This is a genomic window from Enterococcus gilvus ATCC BAA-350, from assembly GCF_000407545.1.
In the GTDB taxonomy this organism is placed as follows: domain Bacteria; phylum Bacillota; class Bacilli; order Lactobacillales; family Enterococcaceae; genus Enterococcus_A; species Enterococcus_A gilvus.
Genome location: NZ_ASWH01000001.1, coordinates 1,050,857 through 1,076,545, shown reverse-complemented (window position 1 = coordinate 1,076,545; position 25,689 = coordinate 1,050,857). Strand labels below are relative to the sequence as shown.

24 protein-coding genes are annotated in these 25,689 nt (G+C 43.2%); 2 read left to right on the top strand and 22 right to left on the bottom strand.

Annotated elements, in window-relative coordinates; all coding sequences use genetic code 11:
- The first annotated feature begins 205 nt into the window (after positions 1 to 205).
- Complete coding sequence (locus I592_RS05255) at positions 206 to 2,569, top strand: phosphoketolase family protein (RefSeq protein ID WP_010781256.1); 2,364 nt, start codon at positions 206 to 208, stop codon at positions 2,567 to 2,569.
- A 48-nt stretch (positions 2,570 to 2,617) separates the two neighbouring features.
- Here I592_RS05255 and I592_RS05250 read toward each other — a convergent pair whose 3' ends face one another.
- From I592_RS05250 to I592_RS21590, 10 genes are read right to left on the bottom strand one after another with little or no spacing between them, the layout of a single operon-like run.
- Positions 2,618 to 3,253 (bottom strand): bifunctional 4-hydroxy-2-oxoglutarate aldolase/2-dehydro-3-deoxy-phosphogluconate aldolase, encoded by a 636-nt coding sequence (locus tag I592_RS05250; protein ID WP_010781257.1) that lies wholly within the window; start codon positions 3,251 to 3,253, stop codon positions 2,618 to 2,620.
- 25 nt (positions 3,254 to 3,278) lie between these two features.
- The gene (gene uxuA / locus I592_RS05245; RefSeq protein ID WP_010781258.1) at positions 3,279 to 4,346 is read right to left on the bottom strand and encodes a mannonate dehydratase; all 1,068 of its coding nucleotides are present in this window, start codon (positions 4,344 to 4,346) and stop codon (positions 3,279 to 3,281) included.
- 22 nt (positions 4,347 to 4,368) lie between these two features.
- Entirely contained in the window at positions 4,369 to 4,812 is a 444-nt protein-coding gene (locus I592_RS05240; RefSeq protein WP_010781259.1) for a PTS sugar transporter subunit IIA, read from the bottom strand.
- 17 nt (positions 4,813 to 4,829) lie between these two features.
- Positions 4,830 to 5,702, bottom strand: coding sequence for a hypothetical protein (locus I592_RS05235; protein ID WP_010781260.1), 873 nt, complete (start codon positions 5,700 to 5,702; stop codon positions 4,830 to 4,832).
- A 28-nt stretch (positions 5,703 to 5,730) separates the two neighbouring features.
- Positions 5,731 to 6,237 carry a PTS sugar transporter subunit IIB gene (locus I592_RS05230; RefSeq protein ID WP_010781261.1) on the bottom strand — a complete coding sequence of 169 codons (507 nt, stop codon included), beginning with the start codon at positions 6,235 to 6,237 and terminating at the stop codon, positions 5,731 to 5,733.
- A 22-nt stretch (positions 6,238 to 6,259) separates the two neighbouring features.
- Complete coding sequence (locus tag I592_RS05225) at positions 6,260 to 7,117, bottom strand: PTS system mannose/fructose/sorbose family transporter subunit IID (RefSeq protein WP_010781262.1); 858 nt, start codon at positions 7,115 to 7,117, stop codon at positions 6,260 to 6,262.
- Between the two features lie 16 nt (positions 7,118 to 7,133).
- Complete coding sequence (locus tag I592_RS05220) at positions 7,134 to 7,976, bottom strand: PTS mannose/fructose/sorbose/N-acetylgalactosamine transporter subunit IIC (protein ID WP_010781263.1); 843 nt, start codon at positions 7,974 to 7,976, stop codon at positions 7,134 to 7,136.
- Between the two features lie 15 nt (positions 7,977 to 7,991).
- Positions 7,992 to 9,092 (bottom strand): iron-containing alcohol dehydrogenase family protein, encoded by a 1,101-nt coding sequence (locus I592_RS05215; RefSeq protein WP_010781264.1) that lies wholly within the window; start codon positions 9,090 to 9,092, stop codon positions 7,992 to 7,994.
- 14 nt (positions 9,093 to 9,106) lie between these two features.
- The gene (locus I592_RS05210) at positions 9,107 to 10,105 is read right to left on the bottom strand and encodes a D-isomer specific 2-hydroxyacid dehydrogenase family protein (RefSeq protein ID WP_010781265.1); all 999 of its coding nucleotides are present in this window, start codon (positions 10,103 to 10,105) and stop codon (positions 9,107 to 9,109) included.
- A complete protein-coding gene (locus I592_RS21590) occupies positions 10,077 to 10,256 on the bottom strand; it encodes a hypothetical protein (RefSeq protein WP_155857549.1) in 180 nt (59 codons plus the stop codon). The genes I592_RS05210 and I592_RS21590 overlap by 29 nt, the downstream gene beginning before the upstream one ends.
- Positions 10,257 to 10,389: 133 nt before the next feature.
- On the opposite strand from I592_RS21590, the gene I592_RS05205 reads away from it, so the two are divergent.
- Positions 10,390 to 11,250, top strand: coding sequence for a MurR/RpiR family transcriptional regulator (locus I592_RS05205; RefSeq protein WP_010781266.1), 861 nt, complete (start codon positions 10,390 to 10,392; stop codon positions 11,248 to 11,250).
- A 192-nt stretch (positions 11,251 to 11,442) separates the two neighbouring features.
- Here the strand turns inward: I592_RS05205 and I592_RS05200 are convergent, their stop codons facing one another.
- The 12 genes from I592_RS05200 to I592_RS05145 form a co-directional block, all read right to left on the bottom strand.
- Positions 11,443 to 12,477, bottom strand: a complete 1,035-nt coding sequence (locus tag I592_RS05200; protein ID WP_010781267.1) for a proline racemase family protein — start codon at positions 12,475 to 12,477, stop codon at positions 11,443 to 11,445.
- Positions 12,478 to 12,610: 133 nt separating this feature from the next.
- Positions 12,611 to 15,271, bottom strand: a complete 2,661-nt coding sequence (locus I592_RS05195) for an HAD-IC family P-type ATPase (protein ID WP_010781268.1) — start codon at positions 15,269 to 15,271, stop codon at positions 12,611 to 12,613.
- 289 nt (positions 15,272 to 15,560) lie between these two features.
- A complete protein-coding gene (locus tag I592_RS05190) occupies positions 15,561 to 16,682 on the bottom strand; it encodes an aminotransferase (RefSeq protein ID WP_010781269.1) in 1,122 nt (373 codons plus the stop codon).
- A 128-nt stretch (positions 16,683 to 16,810) separates the two neighbouring features.
- Complete coding sequence (locus I592_RS05185) at positions 16,811 to 17,464, bottom strand: HAD family hydrolase (RefSeq protein WP_010781270.1); 654 nt, start codon at positions 17,462 to 17,464, stop codon at positions 16,811 to 16,813.
- Positions 17,465 to 17,512: 48 nt separating this feature from the next.
- Positions 17,513 to 18,073: a 6-phospho-3-hexuloisomerase gene (gene hxlB, locus I592_RS05180; protein ID WP_010781271.1), complete on the bottom strand. Its 561-nt coding sequence runs from the start codon at positions 18,071 to 18,073 to the stop codon at positions 17,513 to 17,515.
- A gap of 11 nt (positions 18,074 to 18,084) precedes the next feature.
- A complete protein-coding gene (gene hxlA / locus I592_RS05175) occupies positions 18,085 to 18,720 on the bottom strand; it encodes a 3-hexulose-6-phosphate synthase (RefSeq protein ID WP_010781272.1) in 636 nt (211 codons plus the stop codon).
- A 20-nt stretch (positions 18,721 to 18,740) separates the two neighbouring features.
- The gene (locus tag I592_RS05170) at positions 18,741 to 19,733 is read right to left on the bottom strand and encodes a dihydroxyacetone kinase subunit DhaK (RefSeq protein ID WP_010781273.1); all 993 of its coding nucleotides are present in this window, start codon (positions 19,731 to 19,733) and stop codon (positions 18,741 to 18,743) included.
- A gap of 5 nt (positions 19,734 to 19,738) precedes the next feature.
- Entirely contained in the window at positions 19,739 to 20,389 is a 651-nt protein-coding gene (gene dhaL, locus I592_RS05165) for a dihydroxyacetone kinase subunit DhaL (RefSeq protein ID WP_010781274.1), read from the bottom strand.
- Between the two features lie 6 nt (positions 20,390 to 20,395).
- Positions 20,396 to 21,556 carry a mannitol dehydrogenase family protein gene (locus I592_RS05160; protein ID WP_010781275.1) on the bottom strand — a complete coding sequence of 387 codons (1,161 nt, stop codon included), beginning with the start codon at positions 21,554 to 21,556 and terminating at the stop codon, positions 20,396 to 20,398.
- Positions 21,557 to 21,988, bottom strand: coding sequence for a PTS mannitol transporter subunit IIA (locus I592_RS05155; protein ID WP_010781276.1), 432 nt, complete (start codon positions 21,986 to 21,988; stop codon positions 21,557 to 21,559).
- A gap of 16 nt (positions 21,989 to 22,004) precedes the next feature.
- The gene (locus I592_RS05150; RefSeq protein ID WP_010781277.1) at positions 22,005 to 23,996 is read right to left on the bottom strand and encodes a BglG family transcription antiterminator; all 1,992 of its coding nucleotides are present in this window, start codon (positions 23,994 to 23,996) and stop codon (positions 22,005 to 22,007) included.
- Positions 23,997 to 24,064: 68 nt separating this feature from the next.
- Positions 24,065 to 25,525 (bottom strand): PTS transporter subunit EIIC, encoded by a 1,461-nt coding sequence (locus tag I592_RS05145; RefSeq protein ID WP_010781278.1) that lies wholly within the window; start codon positions 25,523 to 25,525, stop codon positions 24,065 to 24,067.
- Positions 25,526 to 25,689: the final 164 nt, after the last annotated feature.

The window sequence follows — 25,689 nt, the reverse complement described above, 5'->3', positions numbered from 1 at the left end:
GATTTTTTCAGTATGAGAAATTGTTATTAAAAAGTTTGTTTAATATATCACAAAAGCTTTTCTTTTATCCCTCCCGTTATGTTAATTTGTGATAATAAATAATTAATGTAAAAAACACCAAAAAAAGGTTTACAAGCGATTTGAATACGGGTATATTGTGTGTGTAAACATTAAAGTATTTTATACTTAAAAAGGAGTTTTATCTATGTCAAACAACTTAGATTCTCAAGAGTACCTGAATAAAGTCGATGCATGGTGGCGCGCGGCCAACTATATCTCCGTCGCTCAAATGTATTTAAAGGACAACCCCTTATTAAAGCAACCGATAAAAAAAGAAGACGTTAAAACCCACCCGATCGGTCACTGGGGAACTATCGCTGGGCAAAATTTCGTTTATGCACATTTAAACCGTGTGATTAATAAATATGATTTGAATATGTTTTACATTGAAGGGCCTGGACATGGCGGACAAGTGATGGTCTCAAACTCTTATATCGATGGCAGCTACACAGAAATATATCCTGAAATCACTGAAGACGCTGAAGGGATGAAAAAACTATTCAAAATGTTCTCCTTCCCTGGCGGTATTGCTTCTCACGCAGCACCAGAAACACCAGGTTCCATTCACGAAGGCGGCGAATTAGGGTATTCCCTTTCTCATGCGACGGGGGCTATTTTAGACAATCCTGATGTTATCGCAGCAACTGTTGTTGGAGATGGCGAAGCGGAAACTGGCCCTCTATCTAGCGGCTGGTTCTCAAATGTCTTTATCAATCCGGTCAATGACGGAGCGGTATTACCGATCCTTTACTTGAATGGCGGAAAAATCTCGAATCCAACGATCCTTTCACGTAAAAGTGATGAAGATTTGGCAAAATATTTTGAAGGCCTGGGCTGGAAACCTTACTTTGTAGAAGGTACAGACCCTGAAAAAGTGCATCCGATCATGGCAAACGTACTTGATGAAGTCATTGAAGAAATCAAATCGATCCAATCTGAAGCGCGTAAAGGAACTGCGGAAGATGCTGAAATGCCTCATTGGCCAGTGATCATCTTTAGAACCCCTAAAGGCTGGACTGGTCCAGAAACTTGGAACGGGGAACAATTGGCCGGCACTTTCCGTGCGCACCAAGTACCGATCCCTGTAAATTCTGAAGATATGGAACATGCGGATAAGTTGGTGGATTGGTTAAAATCGTACCGTCCAGAAGAATTATTCGACGAAAACGGAAAAATTGTGGCTGACATCCGAGCGCTCTCTCCTAAAGGCGACAAGCGTATGGCAACAAATCCAATCACGAATGGCGGAATCGATCCTAAACCAATGGTGATGCCTGATTGGAAACAACACGCGATCGATACGACTGTTCCAGGTGCAGTGACTGCACAAGATATGATCGTCTTCGGCGAACAAGCACGGGATATGATTACAGAAAACCCAACAAACTTCCGCATTTTTGGTCCTGATGAAACAAAATCGAACCGCTTGAACAAAGTTTTCGATGTTACGAATCGCCAATGGTTAGAACCAAAAAACAGTACGGATGAATGGCAATCCTCAGTGGGTCGTGTAATCGATGGCCAGTTATCGGAACATCAAGCAGAAGGTTTCTTGGAAGGCTATGTACTGACTGGTCGTCACGGTTTCTTCGCCAGCTACGAATCTTTCTTGCGTGTCGTAGATTCTATGTTGACACAGCACTTCAAATGGATGCGTAAAGCCAGCGCACATTCTTGGCGTAAAGAATACCCAGCATTGAACTTGATCGCGACTTCGACGGTCTTCCAACAAGACCATAACGGCTACACCCATCAAGATCCTGGTGTATTGACTCATTTAGCTGAGAAAAAACCGGAATTTATTCGTGAATATTTGCCCGCTGATGCCAACAGCTTAATGGCGGTAATGGACAAAGCGATGCAAGACAAGCAAGTGATCAATTTGATCGTCTCAAGCAAACATCCACGTCCGCAATTTTATTCTGCGGATGAAGCCGAAGAGTTGGTGGAAAAAGGACTCAAAGTCATTGATTGGGCAAGTACTGACAACGGGGCAGAACCTGATTTAGTCATCGCCGCAGCTGGTACAGAACCTAACTTAGAATCATTAGCTGCTGTCTCTATTTTGAACAAACAATTTCCTGAATTAAAAATTCGCTTTGTCAACGTTGTAGACATCTTGAAATTGCGTCATCCGGATATTGATCCGCGTGGTCTGACAGACGATGAATTTGATGCGATCTTTACAACCGACAAACCAATCATTTTTGCTTTCCACGGTTATGAAGGTATGGTACGTGACATCTTCTTTGACCGTCACAATCACAATATCCATATCCATGGCTACCGTGAAAATGGGGATATTACAACACCATTTGACATGCGCGTCTTCAGTGAAATGGATCGCTTCCACTTAGCACAAGATGGTGCTAATGCCGTTTACGGTGAACAGGCTGCGAACTTCTCACAACAAATGGACGACACGCTGCAAAAACACCATGACTTTATTCGTTCAGAAGGAAAAGACTTAGTTGAAGTAGAAGATTGGAAATGGGCACCTCTAAAATAAAAAAAATAAAGCATCAGGAGCCGATCATTTGATCACTCCTGATGCTTTTTACATTTGTTCTACTAATGATTGTAGGATTCGGTCCATTTTCTCTCCATTGTCTTCCATGATGACCTTTTCCGAAAGAATGAAGGAGCCGCCTACACCGATCACGTGAGGATTATCCAAATACGAAACAAAGTTGTCTTTAGTGATTCCGCCAGTCGGCAAGAATTTCATATCGTAGAAAGGGCCGCTTAATGCATTGATAGCATCCAGTCCCCCGTAAATATCCGCCGGGAAGAATTTCACAACTGTAAGGCCATAATCTGCCGCAATTTGAATGTCCCGCGGTGTTGCTGTTCCTGGAAAAACTGGGATTTCTTGCTCTAAACAAAATTCGATCACTTCAGGTACCACCGCTGGAGACACCACGAACTTCGCACCATTTTCAACAGCGATTTTTGCTTCTTTCAACGTACGGACAGTTCCTGCCCCTACCGTTAATTTTCCTGATTCTGACAGTTTCTTGATGGCTTCTGCCGCACGGTCGCTGCGAAACGTCACTTCGATCAGCGGAACTCCGTTTTTCAACAAAATCTCTTCCACCTTATCTAAATAATCAAGATTCGTTGCGGTATAGAGCGGCAACAGCTTTGTTTGTACTAACTGTTCATACACTTCATGCTTCATCGTTACTGACATGTTTTCCTCGCTTTCTATCCAACTGCTAGCTTTTACTTTTTACGATCGCCTCGTGCAGTCCTTGCATATACGTGATCCCCATTGCTCGGTCATATAGTCCGTATCCTGGACGTGCGACTTCACCAAAGAGCGTCCGTCCGTGATCCGGGCGAATCACGCCATCAAAACCAACTTCAATTAGCGCTTCCATGATCGCGTACATATCCAATGACCCTTCCGCAGATGGATGGGCGGTTTCTTTGAACTTCCGGTAACCAAGAAATTCCACGTTGCGGAAATGAACAAAGTTGATTCGATCCCCGATTTCGTGAACGATCTTCACCATGTCGTTTTCAGGATCTGCACCTAGGGCACCCGTACACAACGTAATGCCATTGTAAGGAGAATCCACCATGCTGATGATTCGTTTTAAATCAGCTAAATTTTTCGTAATACGTGGGAACCCGAAAATTTCCCATGGCGGATCATCCGGATGAATCCCCATTCTCACGTCTGCCTCTTCACAGACAGGAATGATTTTTTCAAGAAAATACTTCAAATTCTCGAATAGATCCTCTTCCGTCACGCCATCATACATCTCAACTAATGAATTAAATTTGTTCAAACGTTCTTCTTCCCAACCGGAAAGCTGGAAGCCTTTTGATTGGCTGCTGATCAGCTTGTACATATCTCCCGGCTCCATATTGTCTACAACCTCTTGATCATAGAGCAAAGCCAAGCTGCCATCTTCATTTTCATAATTAAGGGTTGTTTTTGCCCAGCCGAAAATCGGTTTGAAGCTGTAGCAAATCAAATCCACCCCACACTCAGAAAGGTTTCGGATCGTTTGAATGTAGTTATCAATGTAATGGTCCCGTTCATCGGTGCCGGCCTTGATCGCATCATGGATCGCGACACTTTCAATGCCTAGCAACGCCAATTCTTCTTTTTCAATTGATTCTTTCAGTTCCTGAATTTCTGCAACTTCCCATACATCTCCGGGCATCTTATTCAACAATGTGCCAACGACACCATTGATACCGGAAATCTGCCTTACATGATTTAAAGGAATGGAGTCACCTTTCTCTCCATACCATCTAAAGCCCCATTTCATAAGTTTTAGTCCCCTATCCTAATTAAAAGTCGTCTTCTTCGTCTGTTTCTTCCACTGATGAGATATGCCAAATAGCCAAGCTGTCTGCCCCTTGTGCCATCACTGCTGGCGCAGCTTCTTCTATAGGTGTACTTAGAATTTGATGATTGATCGTTTCAAGCAGCATCGGTAAATTAACACCGCCGATGACATAAACGTTCGCTTGAAGCGCAGCCTCTAATTCGTTGGTGATCAAGACTGACTGATTGTACGGGCTGGCGCTTACTAAGTCCGTTAAGACAACGACTCCTTCGCCGTTATCAACTTCCTTTATAGCAGCCTCGATTTTTCCGCCTAATTCCTGAACATCGTCCCCGGGATTCAAATTCACGGTCGCGATGTTGTTCATAGTTCCAATGATCACTTCCGCAGCATCTTTTAAGCCATCACTTAAGGTGCCATGTGTGGCGATTACGATTCCTAGCATAATTTCCTCCATTTCTCTCACTGAAACAAACTTGTTACAGCAGCAATATTTTTCATATTCAGCTTTTTCTCTTTTAAATCTGCGGCCTCTAAGTAAAAAGCTGCCTTGTCTTCATCTCTTCGTGCACTGAAAAGATAACTTACTTTTTGATTTGCCGCCTGATAATCAATGTCTTCTATTGCTTTTTTGCTACTGGGTGTCTCACCGATCAAATGTAACGGGGCTGAAGCCCCTACGCTGTCTAAGTAATAAATCTGACACTGACGGCTGACCTGCTTTTGTAATTCGTCTAATCCTTTGCTGCCGTAGCTGCCTTCATCTAAAAAGGCATAGGCGACTTTTTCTTGTCGCTCATCGGCGATCATCTTCAACATCGCTAAAATCGACGAGGTGTTGCGAACCAATGTTTTCCGCTTAGACAATCCTTTCGTGACTTTTCCTAAGAGAACAAAATAGGCGCCGTAAGCAGCCACTATCATCAGTGTGCCGAGTGAATTCAATTGAAAGGAATGAGGCGACAGGCCCATGTAGACCAGCGTGCCTATGATCCCTAAAAGAATTGCCAAAATCGTGCTCACTAAAATGTAGGTCGTCGTCTTTTTCGCTTGGTCCTTACGATCAAACAACTGGTAGGAGCCAAAGCTCTCAGGAGGAGTATCATAGAATGTACAGATCACACGTTCTGCTTTTTCGACATCGCCGACATAGACGTTCCGAGATGCGTATTTCTTTTGCTGATCGTACTCGATCACTCGAATATCTTCGCGCATCTTTGCGATATCCGTAACTAAAGCGCTAAGAAATCTTTTTTTGCTTTTCTCTGTTCGACGTAACCGATAAACATATTGGTATCGAAATAGCCAATCGTTGAAGATCTCTGTTTGCTCCATGTTTACTCTCTCCTGTCTTTCATTTTCTCTATAATCCCAATTGTTTTAAGACATCCTTCAAGCTTGATTTAGGTGCAGAGGGTGTCGCTTGGAAATAGATATCTTCCACACCATAATTTTCATTCATGTCCTTTAAGCGTTCTGCGTCCTCTTTGTTTAAGTACACTGATTTTGTGACCAACAAATCCTTCTCAGGATCTTTTTGAGCGATCCCGCCAATGTTCAACTCTTTCATCGGTACACCATGCTTTACCAGATCATAAATGACACTGACTGTCTTGGTGATCAAAATACAGTTGTATTCTTTAAAAGTAAATTCATCCCAATAAAACTTCGCTTTTTCCGGTGTGATCACAATCGTTTTCTGACCTGTCCGACTGCCGGCATTCTTGTAAAGATCCCGCATAAATTTGTCTTTCGCTACCACTTCATCTACAACAAAAATTGAATTGACCCCACTTTTTTGTGATAAAGTCATCATTACTTGTCCATGGATCAATCGTTCGTCTACTCGAGCTAAATTCACTACGCCCATTTCATACACATCCTTTTTCTATTTATAAGATTCCGATTCCAGCTAAAATGATCAAGATCAAGGTCAGCCAAAGCAATGCTTGTGTTACTTTCAGACCCTTCTTCGTATAGAACCAGTACACCCCCATCACGACAACTAAAGGCAAGATGCCCGGAACGATCTGATCAAGAATCTCTTGAATAACGAATTTCCGTCCAGAGATGGCAAATTTCAATGTGGACTCGACTTTTACGTAGTTCCCGGCAAGAATCCCCATCATGAACAGCCCTAGTACCGAAAGTGCTTCGATCGCTGTTTGGACACCTGTACTTTGCATCAAGCCTGTCGCATTACGCCCCATAGTGAAGGACTGTCTAGCAAAGAATACGCCCAGTGCGGCTTGGTAAAGTGCGAAGCAAATAAATGGGAACAACGCACCTAGCGCACTTCCTTGTTGTGCCCAAGGAACGGCGATGGCGATGAAGATGTATTGGACCGTACCTGAATCGATCGCATCCCCGATTCCGGCTAACGCCCCCATCAACCCTGCCTTCGTGTTGTACATCAAATCATCTTGCATCAAAATTTCTTTATTCTCATATTCCTCTTGTGCCCGTTGCTGCTCCATCGAAGACATCAAGCCAGTGATGACCCCACCACCCCAGCTTAGCTGCGTATTAAAGAAGAGTAATTGGCGTTTGTACGCTGCTTTTAATGCATCATCGTCTTTATACAACTTTTTTAAGATCGGCATCATGGCATACAGCAGTGACGGCGCCAAATAACGTTCGAATGAATGCGGGATCTCATTGGCAAAATGCCATCTCAAGTAAGCTTTTGTAACGTCTTTACTGGTGATTTCTTCTGGTGCTAAACTTTTATTTGTAGATACTTCAGTCATCGTCTTTTCCTCCTAATTAGAATCCATCATCATAGTCGTCGTCATCGTCAAAGGTCGCAGAGGAACTTTGTCCACCAGCATCCGCTGCTGGCGCGATTCCCTTGCCTTTTTGCGATTGAACGAAGATCAACGCGATCAGAATACCGAAGATTGCGTAAGTAACCATCGTGATCTCAAGTGACTTGAACACTACACTCATGAAGTAAGCAAGGAAGAAAAAGACCATATAATCTTTCCGACCAATAACATAAACGGTTGTGGCGATCCCTATTGCAGCTAATCCGCCCCCAACTACTTCAAGAATATGAATGACAACTGTTCCTTCCAATGCATTGATGACATCAGCAATGATCGGTGCTCCTAAGTAAAGAGCAATAAATACTAGTGGTACGAAAAGCAAGAATGACGCAATCGTCGGATAAAGGATGATCGACCGCTTCATTGCTTTGGCGTTCAAATCTTCCACTGCTTTATCCGTGTATTTCCCTAAGAATGTGTTGATAAAGAAACGGAATTGGTACAAATAACTTCCTAATAATCCAACCGGTACGGCCACTGCGATCGCAGCTTCCGGTTTCAAGTTTCCCAACAAAGCGACGGGAACTGCAATTGCCGCAGCAATCGAAGGTTCCGCTGGCATGGAGCCTCCTGGCGAGAACACACCCATATAAATCATTTGCAAAGCAGCCGTAACGATCATCGCCTGAGCGACATTTCCCATGATGATACCGACAACCAGTCCAGTCATCAACGGGGAGAAACGCAGCGTGAGTGTCGCGCCCCCTCCTAGCCATCTTGACATTACCGCAGCGACCCACAAAGCAATCAACAGACTCTGCATTACACTTAAAGTATCCATATGATCCTCCTTCTTTTAACTCTTATTGATATAATTTTCTAATTCTATGATTGATTCCTTCAATAATTCACTAGTCATTGGTATTGGCACTAAGTGAACTTTTTCCTTTGAATCTACAAAGGCAACGATCTTATCGATTACTTCGTCTGCTGGAAAAAGCCCCATTTGTGTTAGCGACATCGGCAACTGCAATTCCTGATAAAAAGGGATCAGTTCATCGATTTGGTCCCATTTTTTCTCGACTGCCAATTGATAAAATATTCCGTAGGCTACTTTCTCTCCGTGCAGGAAATCATGACTTTCTGGAATAAATTTACTCATGCCGTCATGCATAGCATGAGCAATCGCATTTCTCGCATACTTGTCACCTAAACCGCCAACTAACCCCGCGACACCAAAAACGATTTCTGATAAATGAATGAATTCTTCGGTTGCCTCTCCCGCCTCCATGTCCTTGATGGCTTTGGACGAATCCTTCATGATCGCTGTTTTACAAAGTTTTGCCGTGTATCCAGCAACCTGCAAAAAGGGCTCATTTAGAAGATGCTCCTGCTCCAAAATTGCTTCTGATTCGTACCATTTGGCGATCGTATCTGCCAATCCAGCAATGAAATATTTCGTAGGCGCAGTTACTACTAGCTCGGGATCTGTGATAAAGAACGATGCCTGTCGCAAAAAGTGTTCGCTTTTCCCTTCTGATTCTCCATTTTCCTTGTACATGACAGAAAGCGGCGTCCAAGGGGCACAGTTACTAGCAAGTGTTGGGATCACCCCAAAGTTCACATTTAGGGTATGTGCTGCATAGCCAACCAAATCCGTCAGCTTTCCGCCTCCCACGCCAATAATGAAATCGATTTGCGCTTCTTTGACTACGTTGCTGATTCGTTCGGCTCCGTAATAGCTGCATTCACCTGTGTACCGCAAAAAACGGAAGTGATACGCGGAGTCATTAAGGAAGCGCAAGAAATGTTTCGCCTTCTCAAAAGAGATCCCCCCATGGACGATCAATACATTTTTTGCAGAAAATTCCGTTAGCAATTCTGGTACGAAGTCAATCGCTCCAACGTGGTAACGATAAAATTGCGGACCGACCTTGACCTTTAAATCCGTTAACATCCATACCCTCCTTTTTAACTCGCTCCTATTCTTTTTCCCTGAACAGAACGTTCAGGAATTTTCCCTGCGACAACATCTTCGACATCTCGAAGGCATTTCGCACCCATTTCTTGTAAACACTCCATCGTATAGGCTGAGGTATGTGGTGTCATGACGACATTACTAAAAGCGAGATAAGGATGATCCTTGCGGCCCGGCTCTTCTTCTAGCACATCGGTAGCGACCCCAGCGATTTTCCCGGATCGTAAAGCGCTGACAATTGCTTCTTCATCTAATAACGCGCCGCGTGCGCTGTTTGAGAGGTAAACATTGTCTTTCATCTGAGCGATCTCTTTTGTAGAGATCATGTGGTAATTGTCCTCATTCAAGCTGGCGCAAAGACAGATGATATCGGATTCCTTCAGCAAGTGCGGCAAATCCACTTTCTTCGCTCCATAGCTTTCGATGTGTAAAGCAGACTTGTACGGATCATATGCTAAAACATTGCAACGGAAGCCATTTCGAAGGGTTTCGACGACACAGCTCCCAGTATTGCCGACACCAATGACACCCACTGTTTTATTAAACAAGGTACGACCCACGAAACTCGCACGATCCTCCCAGCTATCATTTTTAACACTCGAATCTGCTTCCACGGTCTTTCTCAACAATGCTAATAAATTGGTGATATTGTTCTCCGCCACTGCATCTCTTTCGACCAAAGCGGGAATGATCGAGACGAGGGTGTCATGCTCTCTTGCTGCTTCAATGTCAATATTGTTATACCCAATGCCATGCCTTGTAATTAAAATAAGTTCATCTTTGTGATCAAAAAATTCTTTCGTAAAAAATGGTGTGACACTCGCAATAATGATATTGTAGCCCTGCAACAACTCCGCTAATTCACGTCCGCCGATTTCTCCATCTACTGTAAATGCTTCGACTTGACCGATTTTTTCAAGACGTTCTAATTGATCATGAAAAATCTTTCCGAAACTGCTTGAATTAACGATCGCTATTTTGTATTTTCCCATTTTTAAAATCCCTTCTAGTTTTGCTTGACCTTGTTACGCCTGACAAACGAACCACATCTTCTTTCTTTTTTGTCGGTTGATCGCTCCTTTCGTCATTTCCGCGATGGACATTCAGTTGAACTTTTTCGGGAATCGGTTTCTGATAACGCATTCAACTTTATACTTTTATTATACAAAAAAATATTTTTTTGTAAACAATAAAAATAAAAAATATTTTTGTTGATTTTTTTCGTCATTCTTAGTATCTTATGAGTAAACAATTATTAGATGAAGGAGGGATATTCATGTCTAGCCCTATTCACTTACAGATCAAGTCTATGTACAAAGACTTTAGTCCTAAAGAGCAAGCGATCGCTGACTATATAGTAGAAAATCCTATTAAAGTCAGCCACAGTTCGATCAGTGATCTTGCTGCCGAGCTAGGTATTGCAGACTCAACATTCTTTCAATTCACAAAAACATTGGGATTTAATGGTTTTAAGGATTTTAAATTGGCTTTATTAAAGCAGGAAAATGATCTGACTGCAGTCACGATTCATGAAAATGTTCAAGAGGATGATTCCGAGTTGGTGATGGCACAAAAAGTGTTTGACTCGAATATGAAGACCTTAACGGATACAAGAAAGCTGCTGAAGGAAGAGGAGTTGCAAAGAGCGGTTTCGATGATCTCTGATTCAAGAAGACTCTATTTCTTCGGCGTTGGCGGATCAGAAATCGTCGCGACAGATGCGTACCATAAATTTCTGCGTTCCCCTATTCCTGTCGGTCATAGTACGGATTACCACATTCAACTGATGGAAGCTTCTTTACTTACAGAGGAAGATTGTGCACTGTTTATTTCTCATTCAGGAAAATCGAAAGAAACAATCCACATTGCGGAGGCCGCTAAGAAAAATGGTGCCAAAGTGATCGTTGTAACGAGCCAAGTGAATTCGCCGCTGGCAAAATTGGGCGATGTCGTATTCATTTCGATCTCTGAAGAAATCGAATTTCGTTCCGAAGCTCTGGCTTCACGTATTGCGCAGCTAAGTATTATTGATTCACTCTATGTCATACTGATGTTCTACTATCGTGAGAACGCGCAAGATACGATCTCAAAAGTTAGAAAAGTCATCTTAAGCATCAAAGAAAACAAGGGCGATTGATCCAAACGCTCTATGCCTCCCTTCTGTCAGCTAGTTGCTGCACAGGAGGGAGGTTCTTTTTATACAATAACTTGCTATACTATTAGTTTACCTGCTTTTTCTCTGTATATTCCTTTATAGAGCGCCTTTTTATTTATCGACTGTAAAAAAAAAGAACCTTAAGCTTTTTGCTTAACGTTCAATGAATATCTTCTATTTAAGATGAAATCCGTACCTCAACGCATCCTCGGGATCAATGAAGTAGGTCGCCTGACTCGTGATATAGGCACTTCCGGTAATTTTCGGAACCACAGCCCGATAACTGCCGACCGGCTTCTCTTCTAGAAGTTCCCCGACGAAACGACTCCCTATGATACTCTCATTGATAAATGACTCATGCAGTGAAAGCTTCCCTCGAGCGTACATCGCAGCCATCATGGTACTGGTTCCCGCTCCGCAAGGTGAACGATCCACTTGATAATCGCCAAACACGACGACATTGCGATTCTTTAGTTCATCAGTATCGATCGTTTCATAAAATTCGCAAGTAACGACTTCCGTGATGTCGAGATTCGGATGCTGGATGTCGATGTCTCGATTAATCTTCTCCAGCAGTTTGATTCCAATTGCCGTCAACTCAGCCAAATCAGACGAACTCACCTGCAATCCTAATTGACTGGCTTCCACCAAAGCCATAAAATTTCCGCCAAAAACAAGATCGTATTGAAACAAATGATCGTCAATCTCAATCGTTTGCTTTTCTTTATACAAGAAAGATGGGACATTGATAATACTTACTTCTTTTGCCTTTCCTTCTTCAACCGCTACCTTGGCTTCGATCAGACCCGCAGGTGCTTCGAGAGTAATCGCTGTATACGGCTCCGACACTTCAACGAGGCCCGCCTCCACCAAGGCTGTCGCCGCTCCCATTGACCCGTGCCCGCACATCGGCATATAGCCCGTCCCCTCCATAAAAATCACTCCAAAATCCACTTTTAGATCGATCGGTTTTGTCAACAATGCACCGAACATGTCCTTATGCCCTCGAGGCTCATCCATCAATGCGCTGCGGTAATGGTCATGATTTTTCGCCACATCCTGCATTTTCTCCAACATTGTATCGCCTTTGGGCTCAGGAAATCCATCCAGAATGATTCGAGTAGGTTCCCCTTGCGTATGCGTGTCGATTGCTGTGATCTTTCGTTCAAAGTGCGCCTCGTTGATTTTCGGCTGTTTCTTTTTACTCATTTCCCTTTCGCCTCCGTATCCGAATCCTTCGTAACGTTTTTATACTTCTATTATAGAAGATACGCGATCCGTTGTGATCGGGGAATTATAAAAAGAGCTGGACTATCTCCAGTCCAGCTCTTAAAACACTTCTTTAGTTATACAACTCGTGCATTTCTGACGCTTGACGTTTCAACCGAATCCATTTATCGATTTCAGTAATCACTAAAATCATCAATCCGGCCAACAGCGTAATGCCCCACTCGACCACACTCATAGAGGCGGTATGGAAGACGTGCTGCATAAACGGTACATAGGTAAGAATCACTTGCAGCAGGAGCATGACCCCGATAATCAAGAAGGCCGGCTTATTGCTGAAGAATTCTTTTGATAAAGCAAATTTAGAGGTACGAATATTGAATAGGTAGAAAATTTTGCTGATGACAATGATATTGACCATCATCGTGCTGGCCGTGACTTGATCGACGCCTTGGGCCAACAGCCAGTCATGGGCGATGATACTGATGAGCGCCATCAAAATCGAAACGTAGCCCATTTGAAAAATATCGTGTTTGTCCATTAAACGGCTCCCCGTTTTTTGCGGCGGACGTTCCATGATTTGGTCTTCTGCCGGCTCAAAAATAAAGGCGAATTGGATCGTGATGGCTGAGACCATGTTGATCCATAAAAGCTGTGTCGCCTGAAGCGGCATTTCCTGCTGCATTAGGATCGTGAAGGCAATGATCAGGCCTTCTGCAAAGGACGTGGGCAATAAGAATAAGATACTCTTCTTGATATTGTCATAGATCCGGCGCCCTTCATGGATCGCCAAGGACATCGTCGCAAAATGATCATTGGTCAGAATCATGTCCGCGGAATCTTTCGCTACGTCCGTCCCTTGAATTCCCATCGCTACACCGATATCTGCTCGCTTCAAGGCGGGGGCATCATTGACCCCATCCCCAGTCATTGCGGTCACTTTGTCTTTTGCCTGCAAAGCTTCGATGATCTCCAGCTTATTTTTCGGTGTCGTTCGTGCGAATACTTGGTGGGAAACGGCGGTTTCTTCTTTCTCATGCTGAGAGAGTTGATCCCACTCTTGACCAGTGATGACTCGTATCCTTGGTGCCAATCCGAGCTTCTCACCAATCGTCTTGGCAGTCAGCGGATGGTCTCCGGTGATCATTTTGACCTCTACTCCGGCTTTACGCATGTCCTTTAATGATTCAATCACTTCTTCACGGGGCGGATCAATGATCCCGGCCAAACCAAGTAATGTGATTCCTTCATACAAAAGCTCATGACTGATTTCGTCTAATTCAGGCGAAACTTCTTTATACCCAACTGCGACCACCCGTTTTCCAGTCTCTGAAAGGTCGCGCACGATCTTAGACCACGAATCGTCCTGCAGTTGCGCCATTGGAAAAAGCTTATCGGGCGATCCTTTGATGAAAATCAGTTGTTTGCCCTTCGCATCTTTGACTAATTTCGCAATGTAGCGATATTCTGAATCAAAAGGCAGCATATCGACTTCCTGATAGCTGGATTCCTGTTCTTCACCAAAATACTTATGGTACAACGTTAGGAAGGACCCGTCTGTCGGTTCTCCATTGATTGTCCAACGATCTCTTTCTTTGTTCAGCAACGTGTCGTTGGCTTCATACCCTGCCTCTAGGAACAATTCAAGTGTCTCATCCTTCTGAACTTCACGACCTTCTTCCGTGATCCTTCCCTTTGGTTCATAGCCATTCCCGCTCACCTGATAGTGATGACCCGCCAGAAAAACATCTTTAACAGTCATTTCGTTTTTCGTCAATGTCCCTGTTTTATCAGTGGCGATAACGTCCACGGAACCTAGCGTCTCAACCGCAGGCAATGTCTTAACGATCGTATGCTTGTTTTTCGCCATGTCGCTGACACCCATCGCCAATATCACGGAAGTCGTAGCCGGCAACCCTTCTGGGATCGAACCTACGATCATTGTAACGATTGCCAATGATAAGACCGATAATGAATACGTCTCTAGTAACAGACCAAAAATGAACAGCAACACCGCCGCACCGATCACGACATAAGAAACACCTTTTCCAAGTCCGTCGATCTGCTGCATCAATGGAGATTTACGCGTCTTCACCTGACCAACTTCCATCGAGATCTGACCAATTTGTGTATTTTCGGCGGTTGCCGTGACTACGCCCAATCCGCTTCCGTTCGTTACGGAAGTGGAGGCAAACGCTCGATTGAGTTGTTCGGCTAGCGGAACGTCTTCAGTCGGCAGATCCTCTGCTGTTTTCTCGATCGAATCGGCTTCACCGGTCAGTGAGGCTTCTTGAATCCGCAAATTGTCGCTATCAACGATTCGTAAATCTGCAGGCACCCGGTCTCCTGCTTCTAAGAAAACGACGTCTCCAACGACCAGCTCCTCCGTCGGGATATCCATTCGTTGCCCTTCACGATAGACCGTTGCTTCTGCAGCAAGCATTTCCTTGATTTTTTCTAACGCGTCCGAGGCATTTGCTTCTTGATAATACCCAATCAACGCATTGATCACGATAACAAATCCAATGATTACAGCATCAGAAGAATGCCCCATCAAGACCGTTAATAACGCTGCTACGATCAGGATATAAATGATCATATTATGGAACTGGCGGACAAACAGCCGCCACTTTGGTGTTTTCTTCGTTTCCAGCTTGTTCGGTCCATCTGCCAGCAACCGCTTCTCTGCTTCACTGACTGTCAGTCCTTGTTCAAAATCCTCATTCAAATAATCTTTTTTTAATTTGTGAATACTCTGGTGATAGTCTTCCTTCATTCGTTCTCTTCTCCTTATTATTGAATACGACAAAAAAGCACCTTGATTTATACAACGCACTGAAATAAGCCTGCCTATTCTTTTTGAAAATAAGGAATTTTTTGTTTTAACAACGACGTCTGTTCGGCGTCAGGGTCCATGTACCGCTCACCTCCACTTGTTTTAGTAAGTTAAATCTAACAAAAGTAAAAATTTTCGTCAAATTTATTGAATGAATTTAATAAAAAGGCAAAATATAAATAGATAAAGAAAGGCGATCCTTCTCGTTCAAAGGATCGCCTTTCCTACACTAGATCGTTGCTAAGTAATCAGAAAATTTATCGAGACCCGCAATCAGCTGTTCTGTCTTACAGCCATAGCCGATTCGAACACACCCTTCAAACTCGAAGCATTCTCCCGGCGTAAACAACAAGCCATGGTTATTAATCAAATCAAGACAGAGCTCTCTGCTTGATCGATCAAAGTCATAATACAGCAGTGTTACCGTTCCAGCCTGAGGTTTGACATAAGAAATATGCGGTTCCTTCGATACCCACTCGTCCAAAATTTTCAAGTTGTCTCGAATGATCTTTTGATTACGAGCCAACACTTTCTCTTTGTTTGCTAAAGCGATCGCCGCCAATTCCTCATCAATAAGTCCGCAGCTGATCGTGTTGTGGTCCCGATGAAGGATGCATTGCTCTAGTGCTTCTTTGTCCTTCGTCGCGATCCAGCCTAAACGCAGACCGGCCAGCGACCAGACCTTAGACATGCTGCTGACGCTGATTCCTTTTTCGTACATGTCCGCGATCGAGGGACTTTCAATATCTGCCTGTGTCAACCCACGGTACGTTTCATCAGAGAGGATGTACGCACCTGCTTCTCTAGCAATCGCGATGATTTCTTCCAGCATCTCTCGATCCATCAACGAACCGGAGGGATTGTTTGGATTGTTGAGAATGATCAGCTTAGTTTTTTTGCTGACCATCTCCTTTAATTCTGCGATGTCTGGCAGAAAATGATTTTCAGGTGTCAGCATGTGCTGCTTCACAGTCGCTCTAAACGATGCAGGGATCGAGTATAGCTGCTGATAAGTTGGCAATACGGCGACTACTTCGTCCTCAGGTTCAACCAGTGAATACAGCACCAAATGATTCGCGCCGATCGCCCCATGAGTGGTCGTGAGCTCTTCTTCTTTGATTGTTTCATAAAGAGAGGCGATTCCCTTTTTAAACACCGGATTGCCGAAAATATGCCCATAAGTCAAACGCTTTTGCGTAAGTTCACTCAACGCTTTTTCCTTGTCCAACCCAGCGATCTCAAATAACTCGTCCATACTGATCGAATCAACACAGGTCTCCCCTGTATTGTAAATAGCTTTCTCTTCATGCTCATTCATCCATAATTCCACTTTAAACGGCTCTATTTTCATTTTTTGCTCCTCTCCTTGATGAAAATACTGTTATCAAACTTTCATCGTCCTTTTATTATAGAGGATAGGCTTCCATCTAGCCAACAGGATTTTACTTATACGTCACAAAAAAAGCAGCTCTCGGCTGCTTAGTCTGAAGAAAGCGTCAATCCATCCAAAACTTCAAAAAAATCAATGCAGCTGCTTTCGACTAGCTGTTCGATCTCCGGCGTAGGATCAACAAAATTTTTAATATGAACACAGGACAATCCGGCATGAACAGCCGCTAATATACCATTAGGCGAATCCTCATAAACGATGATCTGCTCTAAAGGCTGCTTAGCAAGCTCGATCGCCTTGAGATAGATTTCCGAATCAGGTTTTCCCATGTTCACCTGATCGCCATAGACACCAAACGCAAAGTAGGATGCCAACCCCATGTTCTCAAGAATATTCTCGGCTTCCTTTTGATAACTGGAGGTGACGATTCCGCAAGTGATCGCCTGTTCCGATAAATACTCTAAGTACTCACGACAGCCCTTCGTCATCGGAAAAACAGCGTCTTTTTGTGCCTGTTTGCGTCTACACATAAATTCTTTATACAAGTCGTCAAACATCGGAATCTCGCCAAAGTGCTGTTGAAACTTCTCTTTTAACACCGATGTCGGCGACCCGACCACCTGCTGATAAAAATCCTTCCCAAGCTGATAGCCCTCCCGAGCCATCAATTCTTGCCAAATAGAAAAATAATAGCGCTCCGAATCAATCAACGTCCCATCCAAATCAAACAATACGATTTTCATTTTGCCCTCCTACCCAAAGAGCACCGAGCCGAAGCTCGATGCTGGTTTTTATTCAAGATTTGCATGACGGTAATCCATATCCGTCTGATCTTGTTTTAACTCCTTTTTCAAATCAACGATCATGGAATCGTAGACCAGCCAAGAGAGCTGTTCAAAGGATGAACCATTGGGCTGAATCGATGGCGCCTTTTCAGTCGCTTTGTCTCCCGTTGAGATGCCTGGAATTTGAATCAGCGCATCCGCCATTGTACCGATCGGATTTTTCGGATGAATCGTGATCGTCGCTAATTGGGCTTGCTCACTTTTTGCCTTTTCCGCCATATTTACCAAGGCTGAGGTCCGACCTGAGCCTGATCCGATAATAATCAGATCACCATTACGGAGCGAAGGTGTCGTTGGTTCGCCTACAAAGTATACAGTAAAGCCTAGATGCATCAAGCGGTTAGAAAATGCCCGGGCGGCAAAACCAGAGCGTCCGGCACCCGCGATAAAAATTCTTTTTGCTTGTAAGATCAATGCTTGAACCTGCTCCAATTGGGCTTGATCAATCTGCTGTGCATCTTCTGTCAATTCGGTTAAGATAGCCGATAAGTTTTTTGATGGTGTCATCAGCTATCACCCTACGCTTTCGCCAGCATCGCTTCTTTGATCAAGCGTGCTTCTTCTACAGGATCCGGCGCGTGAGTAATACTGCTGCCAACGATGATGATATCAGGATTCAGTGCAACATAATTATCGATCGTCTTGCTGCTGATGCCACCTGCTACGGCAATCTTAGTTTTCTTCGCGCAAGAAGTCATGACCTTCAAATCATCTAGCGGCGTCCGTCCGCAGGCTTGTTGATCCGCCCCTGTATGAACCGCCAAAACGTCCACACCCAGCTCTTCCATCTCAGCGACCTTTTCTGCAAGATTCGCGACACAGATCATATCAACCACGACTTGTTTTTCAAAATCATTTCCTGCCTTGACACATTGCTTGATCGTCGCCACATCGGTCACACCCAAAACCGTCACATACTCAGCTCCAGCTTCGAAGCCTAATTGCGATTCGTAATAGCCACCGTCCATAATCTTTTCATCAGATAAAATTTCTTTATTGGGAAATTTTTCTTTAAAGCGGCGCACAGCCTCCATCCCAGAATCGATCACAAACGGCGTGCCGATCTCAATAATATCGACGTGTTCCTGAACCTTTTCTGCAAAAATCAGTGCTTCCTCTAATTTTAACTCATCCAAAGCTAGTTGTAATTTCATTTTTTTGTCCACCCTATCCTTTAATAGTTTTTCAACCCTACTGCTTGTGCCTCAGCTTCCATTAATTCCGTGATTTCCTCATCTAAATCAACGACTGTCAATGACATGCCGCCCATATCCAGCGATGTGACAAAATTACCGACATAGACTTTTTCGACGCTGTGACCTTTTTCCTTCAATGTTTCCAGAGCTTGTCCACACACCACATATTGTTCCATCAGCATGGTCGAGCCCAAACCTGAGATCATCACGGCTAATTTCCTATTTCCATCAAAAGCGAAATCAGTTAAAATTGCTTCTGTCATTTCAATGGCGATTTCATTGGCACTGCCTAGTGATTTCTTTTCAATTCCCGTCTCACCATGATGACCGATCCCAAACTCCAGCGTACCCGGATCAATCAAGAAATTCGACTTCCCTACAGCTGGAATCGTGCAAGGTGTGACCCCAACACAAATGCTTCTCGTTCGATCAACCACTTTCTGTGCCACCGCGATGACTTCATCCAATGTTCCACCGGCCGCTGCTTTGGCTCCGCCGACCTTCCACATGAAATAGCCGCCGGCGATTCCGTGACGTTTTTCACGAGTTTCTTTAGGCGAAGAGGCAATATCGTCTGTTGCGACCACATACTTCACTTCAATGTCCTCATCTTCGGCCATTTGGATCGCCATTTTGACGTTCATAGTATCTCCAGCATAGTTGCCGAAGAGACACGCGACACCCTGGCCATTATCAGCCTCGGTCATGGCATCAAAAAATGCTTGGGCAGGCGGCGAGGCAAAAACTTCACCAATCGCTACCGCATCCAGCATGCCCTCACCCACATAACCGAGAAAAGCTGGTTCGTGTCCGCTGCCGCCGCCGGTAATGACGCCGACTTTTTCCTTCTTATCTTTGAGGACGACTACCCGATCATTCAATGGTGAGATCATAATTTCAGGGTGTGTCGCAGCAAAGCCCTTCAGCATATCTTCAACAATAAAATCTGGATCATTCACAAAAATTTGCATCGCTTCTATTCCTCCAACAATTCTTTTATCGTGGTTACCAGCGCTTCAATAATCAAATAACAGGACGTTGCTCCAGCATCCTGATGCCCGATCGAACGATCACCAATCCGACTGGCTCGTCCGATTTTTGCGGGTATCATCTTAGTTGATTCCAGCCCTGCTTTGGCGGCACTTAGCGAGCTCGTCAAACAGTTTTCAAAGGAACCATCTTCAGCAAAAACTTGTTCATATGCCTCGACTGTTGGCACCAGCACATCCATCAGGCTTTTATCACCGACTTTCGCATCAGTTAAATCAGAAAGATTTTGATAGGCTTTCGTCAGCATATTTAATACTACTTCCTTGTTGATTGTTTCGTTCTTTCTGGATGCTACACTAAGTCCCCTGAAGAAGCTTCCGTATAACGGGCCCATTGAACCCCCGATCTTATTCACGAGTACCTGACTGATCACTTTCAACCCGTCACTCATGGTGTAATCAGCACGTTCATCCAACTCTTGTCTAACGAAGGTGAAGCCTTTGTTCATGTTGATGCCGTGATCGCCATCACCGCCGTGACTATCGACTTCGCTTAAATACTCTTTATTGGCTTGGATCGTTGTAATAACCGCGTCTACAATTTGACTTCCTGCTTGATTGGAAAATTCCATCTTCATGTCGGCTTATCCTTTCATTTCCAGAAATTTCTGATAATTTTCTTTAATCACCTGATGCATTCGAGTATCTAACGATATATTAGTGAAATGAGTGATTGCATCATCGATCCCATGCTCATGAACATACGCCAAGAGTTCCACGGATTGTTCATCCTCTGGATTGTCAAAGAGAAAAGCGGCCGCGATCCCTTCCAATAAGCGTTTATTTTCTAGACCCAATTCTTCACATTGGACACATGGCCCTACTAAGCGTTCTTCTGGCTGTAACTTGCGAATTGGTGAGCGGGAAACACGTGTGATCATATCTTTGATACCAGGTGTCTGATAACGATCCATAATGAAATCAATGTAATCAATCATATCCTGCTTTGTAAAGCCGTATCTTTCCATCAATAAATGTGCTGATTCCCACATCGTCTCACGAATCATCTGCACCAAGTCTTCATTATGAAAAACATCTTGTATGATTGAATAGCCATGAACAAAGCCAATAAATCCCGCCCATGCGTGACCGCAATTGACAACGTAAAGCTTACGTTCGATATACTTTTTCAAGTTAGTCGTATAGACGGCTTCCTTGATCGGCTTGTCTACTGGATAGACGAGTTTTGATTCTTCGATCACTAACTCATGGTCACGACCGATGTCTATGGTCTTTTTCCCGTCATGTTCAGATGCAAGGACCATCCGATCCACTGCGGTGTTAGGAAATGCCGCAATAGCATCCAGCCAATGATCTGCCGCCGGTTCTAGAGCAAGGATCGCTTTACGTAAAATCTCGCTGTTAAACATCGCATTTTCACAGGCTAAGATGTTTACTCGCTTTCCTCCAATATCGGCGCGTTTTTTCAACCCTTGTAAAAGAACTGGTGCAATCTTTGGTAAATTTTCCGCCCAGACTGCTGTCGTAATCAAGTCCGTGGTACTGATTTTTTCAATGATTTCTGCTTGATCTTCGATCGATGACAGTGCGTGTACATGGGTCAGTTGTTTCTTTTTGTAATCCTCATTGATTAAATAGAGATCAAAAGTGGCGGTTTCATTGATTTGCTTAACTAACTCACTATCTATATCAACAATTGTAGTTTCGTAATCGGAATCATGTAACAGGTCAGCGATAAAGCCGATACCGATACTTCCTCCGCCAAAGTGCAATGCTTGTTTCATTTAAACGACGACCTCCTCAAAAATCTTTAGAATCTCTGCTTTCGATGTTGCATGACGAAGAATCTCGACATTTTCCATCTCAGAGCAAATAGTCGCGATTTGACCCAAGATCTCGAGATGTTCGTTGTTTTTCCCCGCAATTCCGAATACTAAGTACGCAGTATTGCCATCAAAATCTATCCCTTCTGGTACTTGCAATAATGAAATACCCGAAGAATGAATCTTCTCAACTGATTTCACAATACCGTGAGGGATAGCGATGTGGTTGCCAATGTACGTCGATACTTCTTCCTCTCTCGCCAGCATATCTTGAATATAGCTTTCTGCCACATAGCCATTTTCAACTAAAATAGTTCCGGCTGCTAAAATGGCTTCAATTTTATTTTCGTAGTGCTGATTCAATTGGATATTCTCATCTTTAAAAATTTTCATTTTCCCATCTCGCAATCTATACAATTTCATTCATTTTTACTAAATATGTTTTCAAATCATCAGATGATCCGATCTTAGTGAGATCATAGACATGGTCAAAAAAGATTTCTTTGACTTGACGATAAAATTTATGGCTAATTCCCGAAAGACTTTCGGCAGTGTCTACTACGACTAAATAGTAGTTTCCTAATTGTTTTGATGCCTCAGATATTACCTGAATCCGATCTGCCGAAAATGTTGCATTTTTACGAATAATAAAGAGCACCGTTTGCTCCTGCTGCGCAGTTGTCTGGATACTATTCGTCAGCTTGGCCTCATCAACTTCTAAAAATTCAGCTAAACGTTTGAATACATCACGCTTTTTTTTGATTTTTGTCGTAAAAATCACTTCTTCTCTGAACTGGCAATACCTCATCAACTCTAATACTTTTTGTGCGTAAAATAATCTTTTCATCAGATGCTGCTCAAAATCTGCTACATTCATCTGCTTTTGCCGTTGAATCGTTTTCAAATCAGAGTACTTGTGGTTGTTGATCTTCGTCTGTACTAAAGCCAATTCTTGTTCATTCAGCAAGGGAGATACTTTCAAATAATCTTCCGATGCTAGTGGTAATGGGATCGTTGACAAGACTAATTCGTACTCATGGATATCTTTATTATGCAGATCAGTGAGTGAAATAATGTCCTTGACGTACACTTCCGGCACTTCGTATTCCAAACGGCTAGTTAGCATCTTTGACGATCCCATACCACTAGAACAAACGATTAGCACGCGAAAGGCCTTATTCGATAACTTGTCGATCATCATCACAAAATAAAGCACAAGAAAACACAGTTCATCTTCTGGAAAAAATTCTTTTCCAAACACCTCTTCCGCCGCATGACTCACGATCTCAAAAATAAAGAGATAGTTTTTCTTGATTTCATCCTTCATGGGATTTCTAACAAATAGACCGCTGTTGATACGCGTAACTGCTTTTCTTAAATGAGCGGATAGATCCCGGACTTGCCGTTCATTTCCGTGAAGTTTTACACCTAACTGTGCTTCGACATTGTTCACCATGTCCTTCACAGATATCGCGATATCATTGTCAAAATGCGGTAAGTCAAGTTCATTTGTATGATCTCGTTGAAAATACAAATGGATAATCCATTTTAAGTAATCTAAAAATGATTCTGGATGCGTTTTTTCAGCCAAAATGCTCTTTTGATTTTCAATCATCCGATGATAAAGCCGGTTACCCGTCTGATTTAGTTCGATTGCGATCGTATCAATCGAATTATTGGGCAACGTAGTCAAATGACAGATACTCAGCCACAGTGATAATAAAACAACTAATTCTTGCAGATCATTATCGTCAATATCCGCGTTTAGTTGACCTAGCTGCTCATAAACAAAATGGAGCGGATCACTGATTTTTTGAAAACAAATCTTCTTATAAAATGAATCCTTCGACTTTTTTAGTAAAAACCATGCAATAAATTCCGAAGAAGTCACGTGCTTCGTCAAGATATCTAAGGTCAAGATATGGCGATTGATCATGTCCGCCTCAAGTTTAATGCCTTCACCTTTTTTAGAAATGACGCGAATGCCCTTTTCAGGCAGACTATCCGTTAAAAAAGCAACATCCTTCTTAATCGTCGAAAGAGAGACCTGTAATTCTGCAGCAATCGCCTGCATCTTAATGAAGTCCTCTTCCAACAATAGAATCAGCGTGACCAAATCGACCCGTTCCGTTACGGTCAAAATTTGATGGATATTCTGTTTTTGAAAAGCTTGTTTTAGCGCCGCAAGATTTTCGGATTTCCCTTGGATCTCAAAGCCTTGTGAAGGAATCGTCACGAGCTCCAGTTGGAATGTTTTCAAGGTTGCCTTGATATTTTTCAATTCTCTGTAAACAGTCCGTTCGTTGATGTTTAGCTGATCACTGATATCTTGCACCGTATGCTTGCTTCTACTATTTAACAAGATCGTTAAGATAGAGCTTTCTCTGGTAGATAAATACATCTAACTTCCTCCCCATCTATTAATTAGTAGAATTCATCATACTACACTACAATGAAAGCGGATATATTTTATTCACCATTATTTTCTCTGATAAATTTTATGAAGCGGTCATACTCACTGTTATCCAAGAAATTCTTGATTGTTAAAATCGGTACCTGCTTATCACTTGTCAGACCCTTTACTCTTTCCAATAAAATTTCATTCGTAATGATCAAATCAGCATTCTCGGGAATGTTATCAACGGAAACATTTTTGACCGTGACCTCCAGCATATTTTTACGTGCTTTAGTACTGAGCATGGAAGCGCCCATCGCACTGGAACCCATTCCGGCGTCACAGGCAATGATGACATTCTTGATCAATTTACCTTTTGGCACTGCATTCCCCGCTACGATTGGTTCTGGAATGGCTGTTTCAAAGGCTTCTGTAGTCGTAACGCCCACGCCTTCCACAGCTAACTCCTCTGCTTCGACTTCAGCAGCAAGATCCTTTTTCAGACTCAGTTTTAAGAAAAAGGCACCAACTACAAAAGAAACCAACACCGCTGAAGCGTACATTGCAATGTTCACGATAAAATTCCCTCGAGGTGTCATCATCAATAGAGCTAAGAAACTTCCAGGAGAAACGGCACCAACCGTTCCACCGCCAAATATTTGGCCAATCGCTAAAGCTACCATATTGCCTGCGATCGGTGCTAAGATTGTAACTGGTTTAATCATGGCATAAGGAAAGGCTACTTCCCCGATTCCGCCTAAAAACTGGATCAACATTGATGCTGGCGCGGATTTTTTCGCCATGCCGGTACCAAACATTGAAAAGGCGATCAACAATCCAACCCAAGCACCACCATTTGCTTCTACTAAGAATAAGAGCGATTTCCCCGTTTCTAATACTTGCTGCGTACCCAATGGAATCATGATTCCGTGGTTAACAGCATTATTTAGGAATAAAACTTGTGCTGGTTGGACGAAAATACTGGTTAGAGGAATCAAGTTCCGAGCCATTAACCAATCGACTCCACCAGAGATGAAGGACAAAATCACCGCAAAAATTGGTTCTACTGCGACAAATCCAATCAATGCGATCGCAAAACCGAGAAAACCTAAGGAGAAGTTGTCCACCAGCATTTCCAAACCAGGTTTGACTTTTCCCTTAAACAATTCGTCGATTTTCTTCATTAAGATCGCGCCAATCGGTCCCATGATCATCCCGCCGATCAACATCGTGATATCTGCTCCGACCACGACCCCCATGGTTGCCAAAGCGCCAATGGCCCCGCCTCGTTTTCCATAGACATTGTATCCGCCAGTGTAACCAATTAAAACAGGTAATAAATAATTCAAAATCGGCGGAACCAGTTCATTTAAATGCTCGTTCGGCGTCCATCCAGTCGGGATGAAGAATGCTGCCATTAACCCCCAAGCAATAAATACACCAATGTTCGGCATAACCATCGAACTTAAAAATCCACCCATCCGCTGAATCTTCGCTCGCCAGCTGTTCGCATTTGCAGGTTGCTGAAACTCCATTTTTTTTCCTCCTTTTTCGCTATAAAGTACATGTGCCAATTTTATTAAACACTTTTTAGATTTATACATCCTTTTAAAAGTTGTACCAACATCCTTTTTAAAAAATTATTTTCGAAAGCGCCTTCTGACATTAATTATAGGTGGCGTTATTCAGAAAAGCTATC

What these genes read in the sequence shown, in the direction of transcription:
- I592_RS05230 (WP_010781261.1), bottom strand. Translation starts at nt 6,237, where the DNA reads ATGGGCGTAGTGAATTTAGCTCGAGTAGACGAACGATTGATCCATGGA.
- I592_RS05195 (WP_010781268.1), bottom strand. Translation starts at nt 15,271, where the DNA reads ATGAAGGAAGACTATCACCAGAGTATTCACAAATTAAAAAAAGATTAT.
- uxuA (WP_010781258.1), bottom strand. Translation starts at nt 4,346, where the DNA reads ATGAAATGGGGCTTTAGATGGTATGGAGAGAAAGGTGACTCCATTCCT.
- I592_RS05205 (WP_010781266.1), top strand. Translation starts at nt 10,390, where the DNA reads ATGTCTAGCCCTATTCACTTACAGATCAAGTCTATGTACAAAGACTTT.
- I592_RS05190 (WP_010781269.1), bottom strand. Translation starts at nt 16,682, where the DNA reads ATGAAAATAGAGCCGTTTAAAGTGGAATTATGGATGAATGAGCATGAA.
- I592_RS05225 (WP_010781262.1), bottom strand. Translation starts at nt 7,117, where the DNA reads ATGACTGAAGTATCTACAAATAAAAGTTTAGCACCAGAAGAAATCACC.
- I592_RS05255 (WP_010781256.1), top strand. Translation starts at nt 206, where the DNA reads ATGTCAAACAACTTAGATTCTCAAGAGTACCTGAATAAAGTCGATGCA.
- I592_RS05155 (WP_010781276.1), bottom strand. Translation starts at nt 21,988, where the DNA reads ATGAAAATTTTTAAAGATGAGAATATCCAATTGAATCAGCACTACGAA.
- hxlA (WP_010781272.1), bottom strand. Translation starts at nt 18,720, where the DNA reads ATGAAATTACAACTAGCTTTGGATGAGTTAAAATTAGAGGAAGCACTG.
- I592_RS05250 (WP_010781257.1), bottom strand. Translation starts at nt 3,253, where the DNA reads ATGTCAGTAACGATGAAGCATGAAGTGTATGAACAGTTAGTACAAACA.
- I592_RS05200 (WP_010781267.1), bottom strand. Translation starts at nt 12,477, where the DNA reads ATGAGTAAAAAGAAACAGCCGAAAATCAACGAGGCGCACTTTGAACGA.
- dhaL (WP_010781274.1), bottom strand. Translation starts at nt 20,389, where the DNA reads ATGAAGATGGAATTTTCCAATCAAGCAGGAAGTCAAATTGTAGACGCG.
- hxlB (WP_010781271.1), bottom strand. Translation starts at nt 18,073, where the DNA reads ATGACACCATCAAAAAACTTATCGGCTATCTTAACCGAATTGACAGAA.
- I592_RS05210 (WP_010781265.1), bottom strand. Translation starts at nt 10,105, where the DNA reads ATGGGAAAATACAAAATAGCGATCGTTAATTCAAGCAGTTTCGGAAAG.
- I592_RS05220 (WP_010781263.1), bottom strand. Translation starts at nt 7,976, where the DNA reads ATGGATACTTTAAGTGTAATGCAGAGTCTGTTGATTGCTTTGTGGGTC.
- I592_RS05160 (WP_010781275.1), bottom strand. Translation starts at nt 21,556, where the DNA reads ATGAAACAAGCATTGCACTTTGGCGGAGGAAGTATCGGTATCGGCTTT.
- I592_RS05235 (WP_010781260.1), bottom strand. Translation starts at nt 5,702, where the DNA reads ATGGAGCAAACAGAGATCTTCAACGATTGGCTATTTCGATACCAATAT.
- I592_RS05145 (WP_010781278.1), bottom strand. Translation starts at nt 25,525, where the DNA reads ATGGAGTTTCAGCAACCTGCAAATGCGAACAGCTGGCGAGCGAAGATT.
- I592_RS05215 (WP_010781264.1), bottom strand. Translation starts at nt 9,092, where the DNA reads ATGTTAACGGATTTAAAGGTCAAGGTCGGTCCGCAATTTTATCGTTAC.
- I592_RS05170 (WP_010781273.1), bottom strand. Translation starts at nt 19,733, where the DNA reads ATGCAAATTTTTGTGAATGATCCAGATTTTATTGTTGAAGATATGCTG.
- I592_RS05150 (WP_010781277.1), bottom strand. Translation starts at nt 23,996, where the DNA reads ATGTATTTATCTACCAGAGAAAGCTCTATCTTAACGATCTTGTTAAAT.
- I592_RS05185 (WP_010781270.1), bottom strand. Translation starts at nt 17,464, where the DNA reads ATGAAAATCGTATTGTTTGATTTGGATGGGACGTTGATTGATTCGGAG.
- I592_RS21590 (WP_155857549.1), bottom strand. Translation starts at nt 10,256, where the DNA reads ATGCGTTATCAGAAACCGATTCCCGAAAAAGTTCAACTGAATGTCCAT.
- I592_RS05240 (WP_010781259.1), bottom strand. Translation starts at nt 4,812, where the DNA reads ATGCTAGGAATCGTAATCGCCACACATGGCACCTTAAGTGATGGCTTA.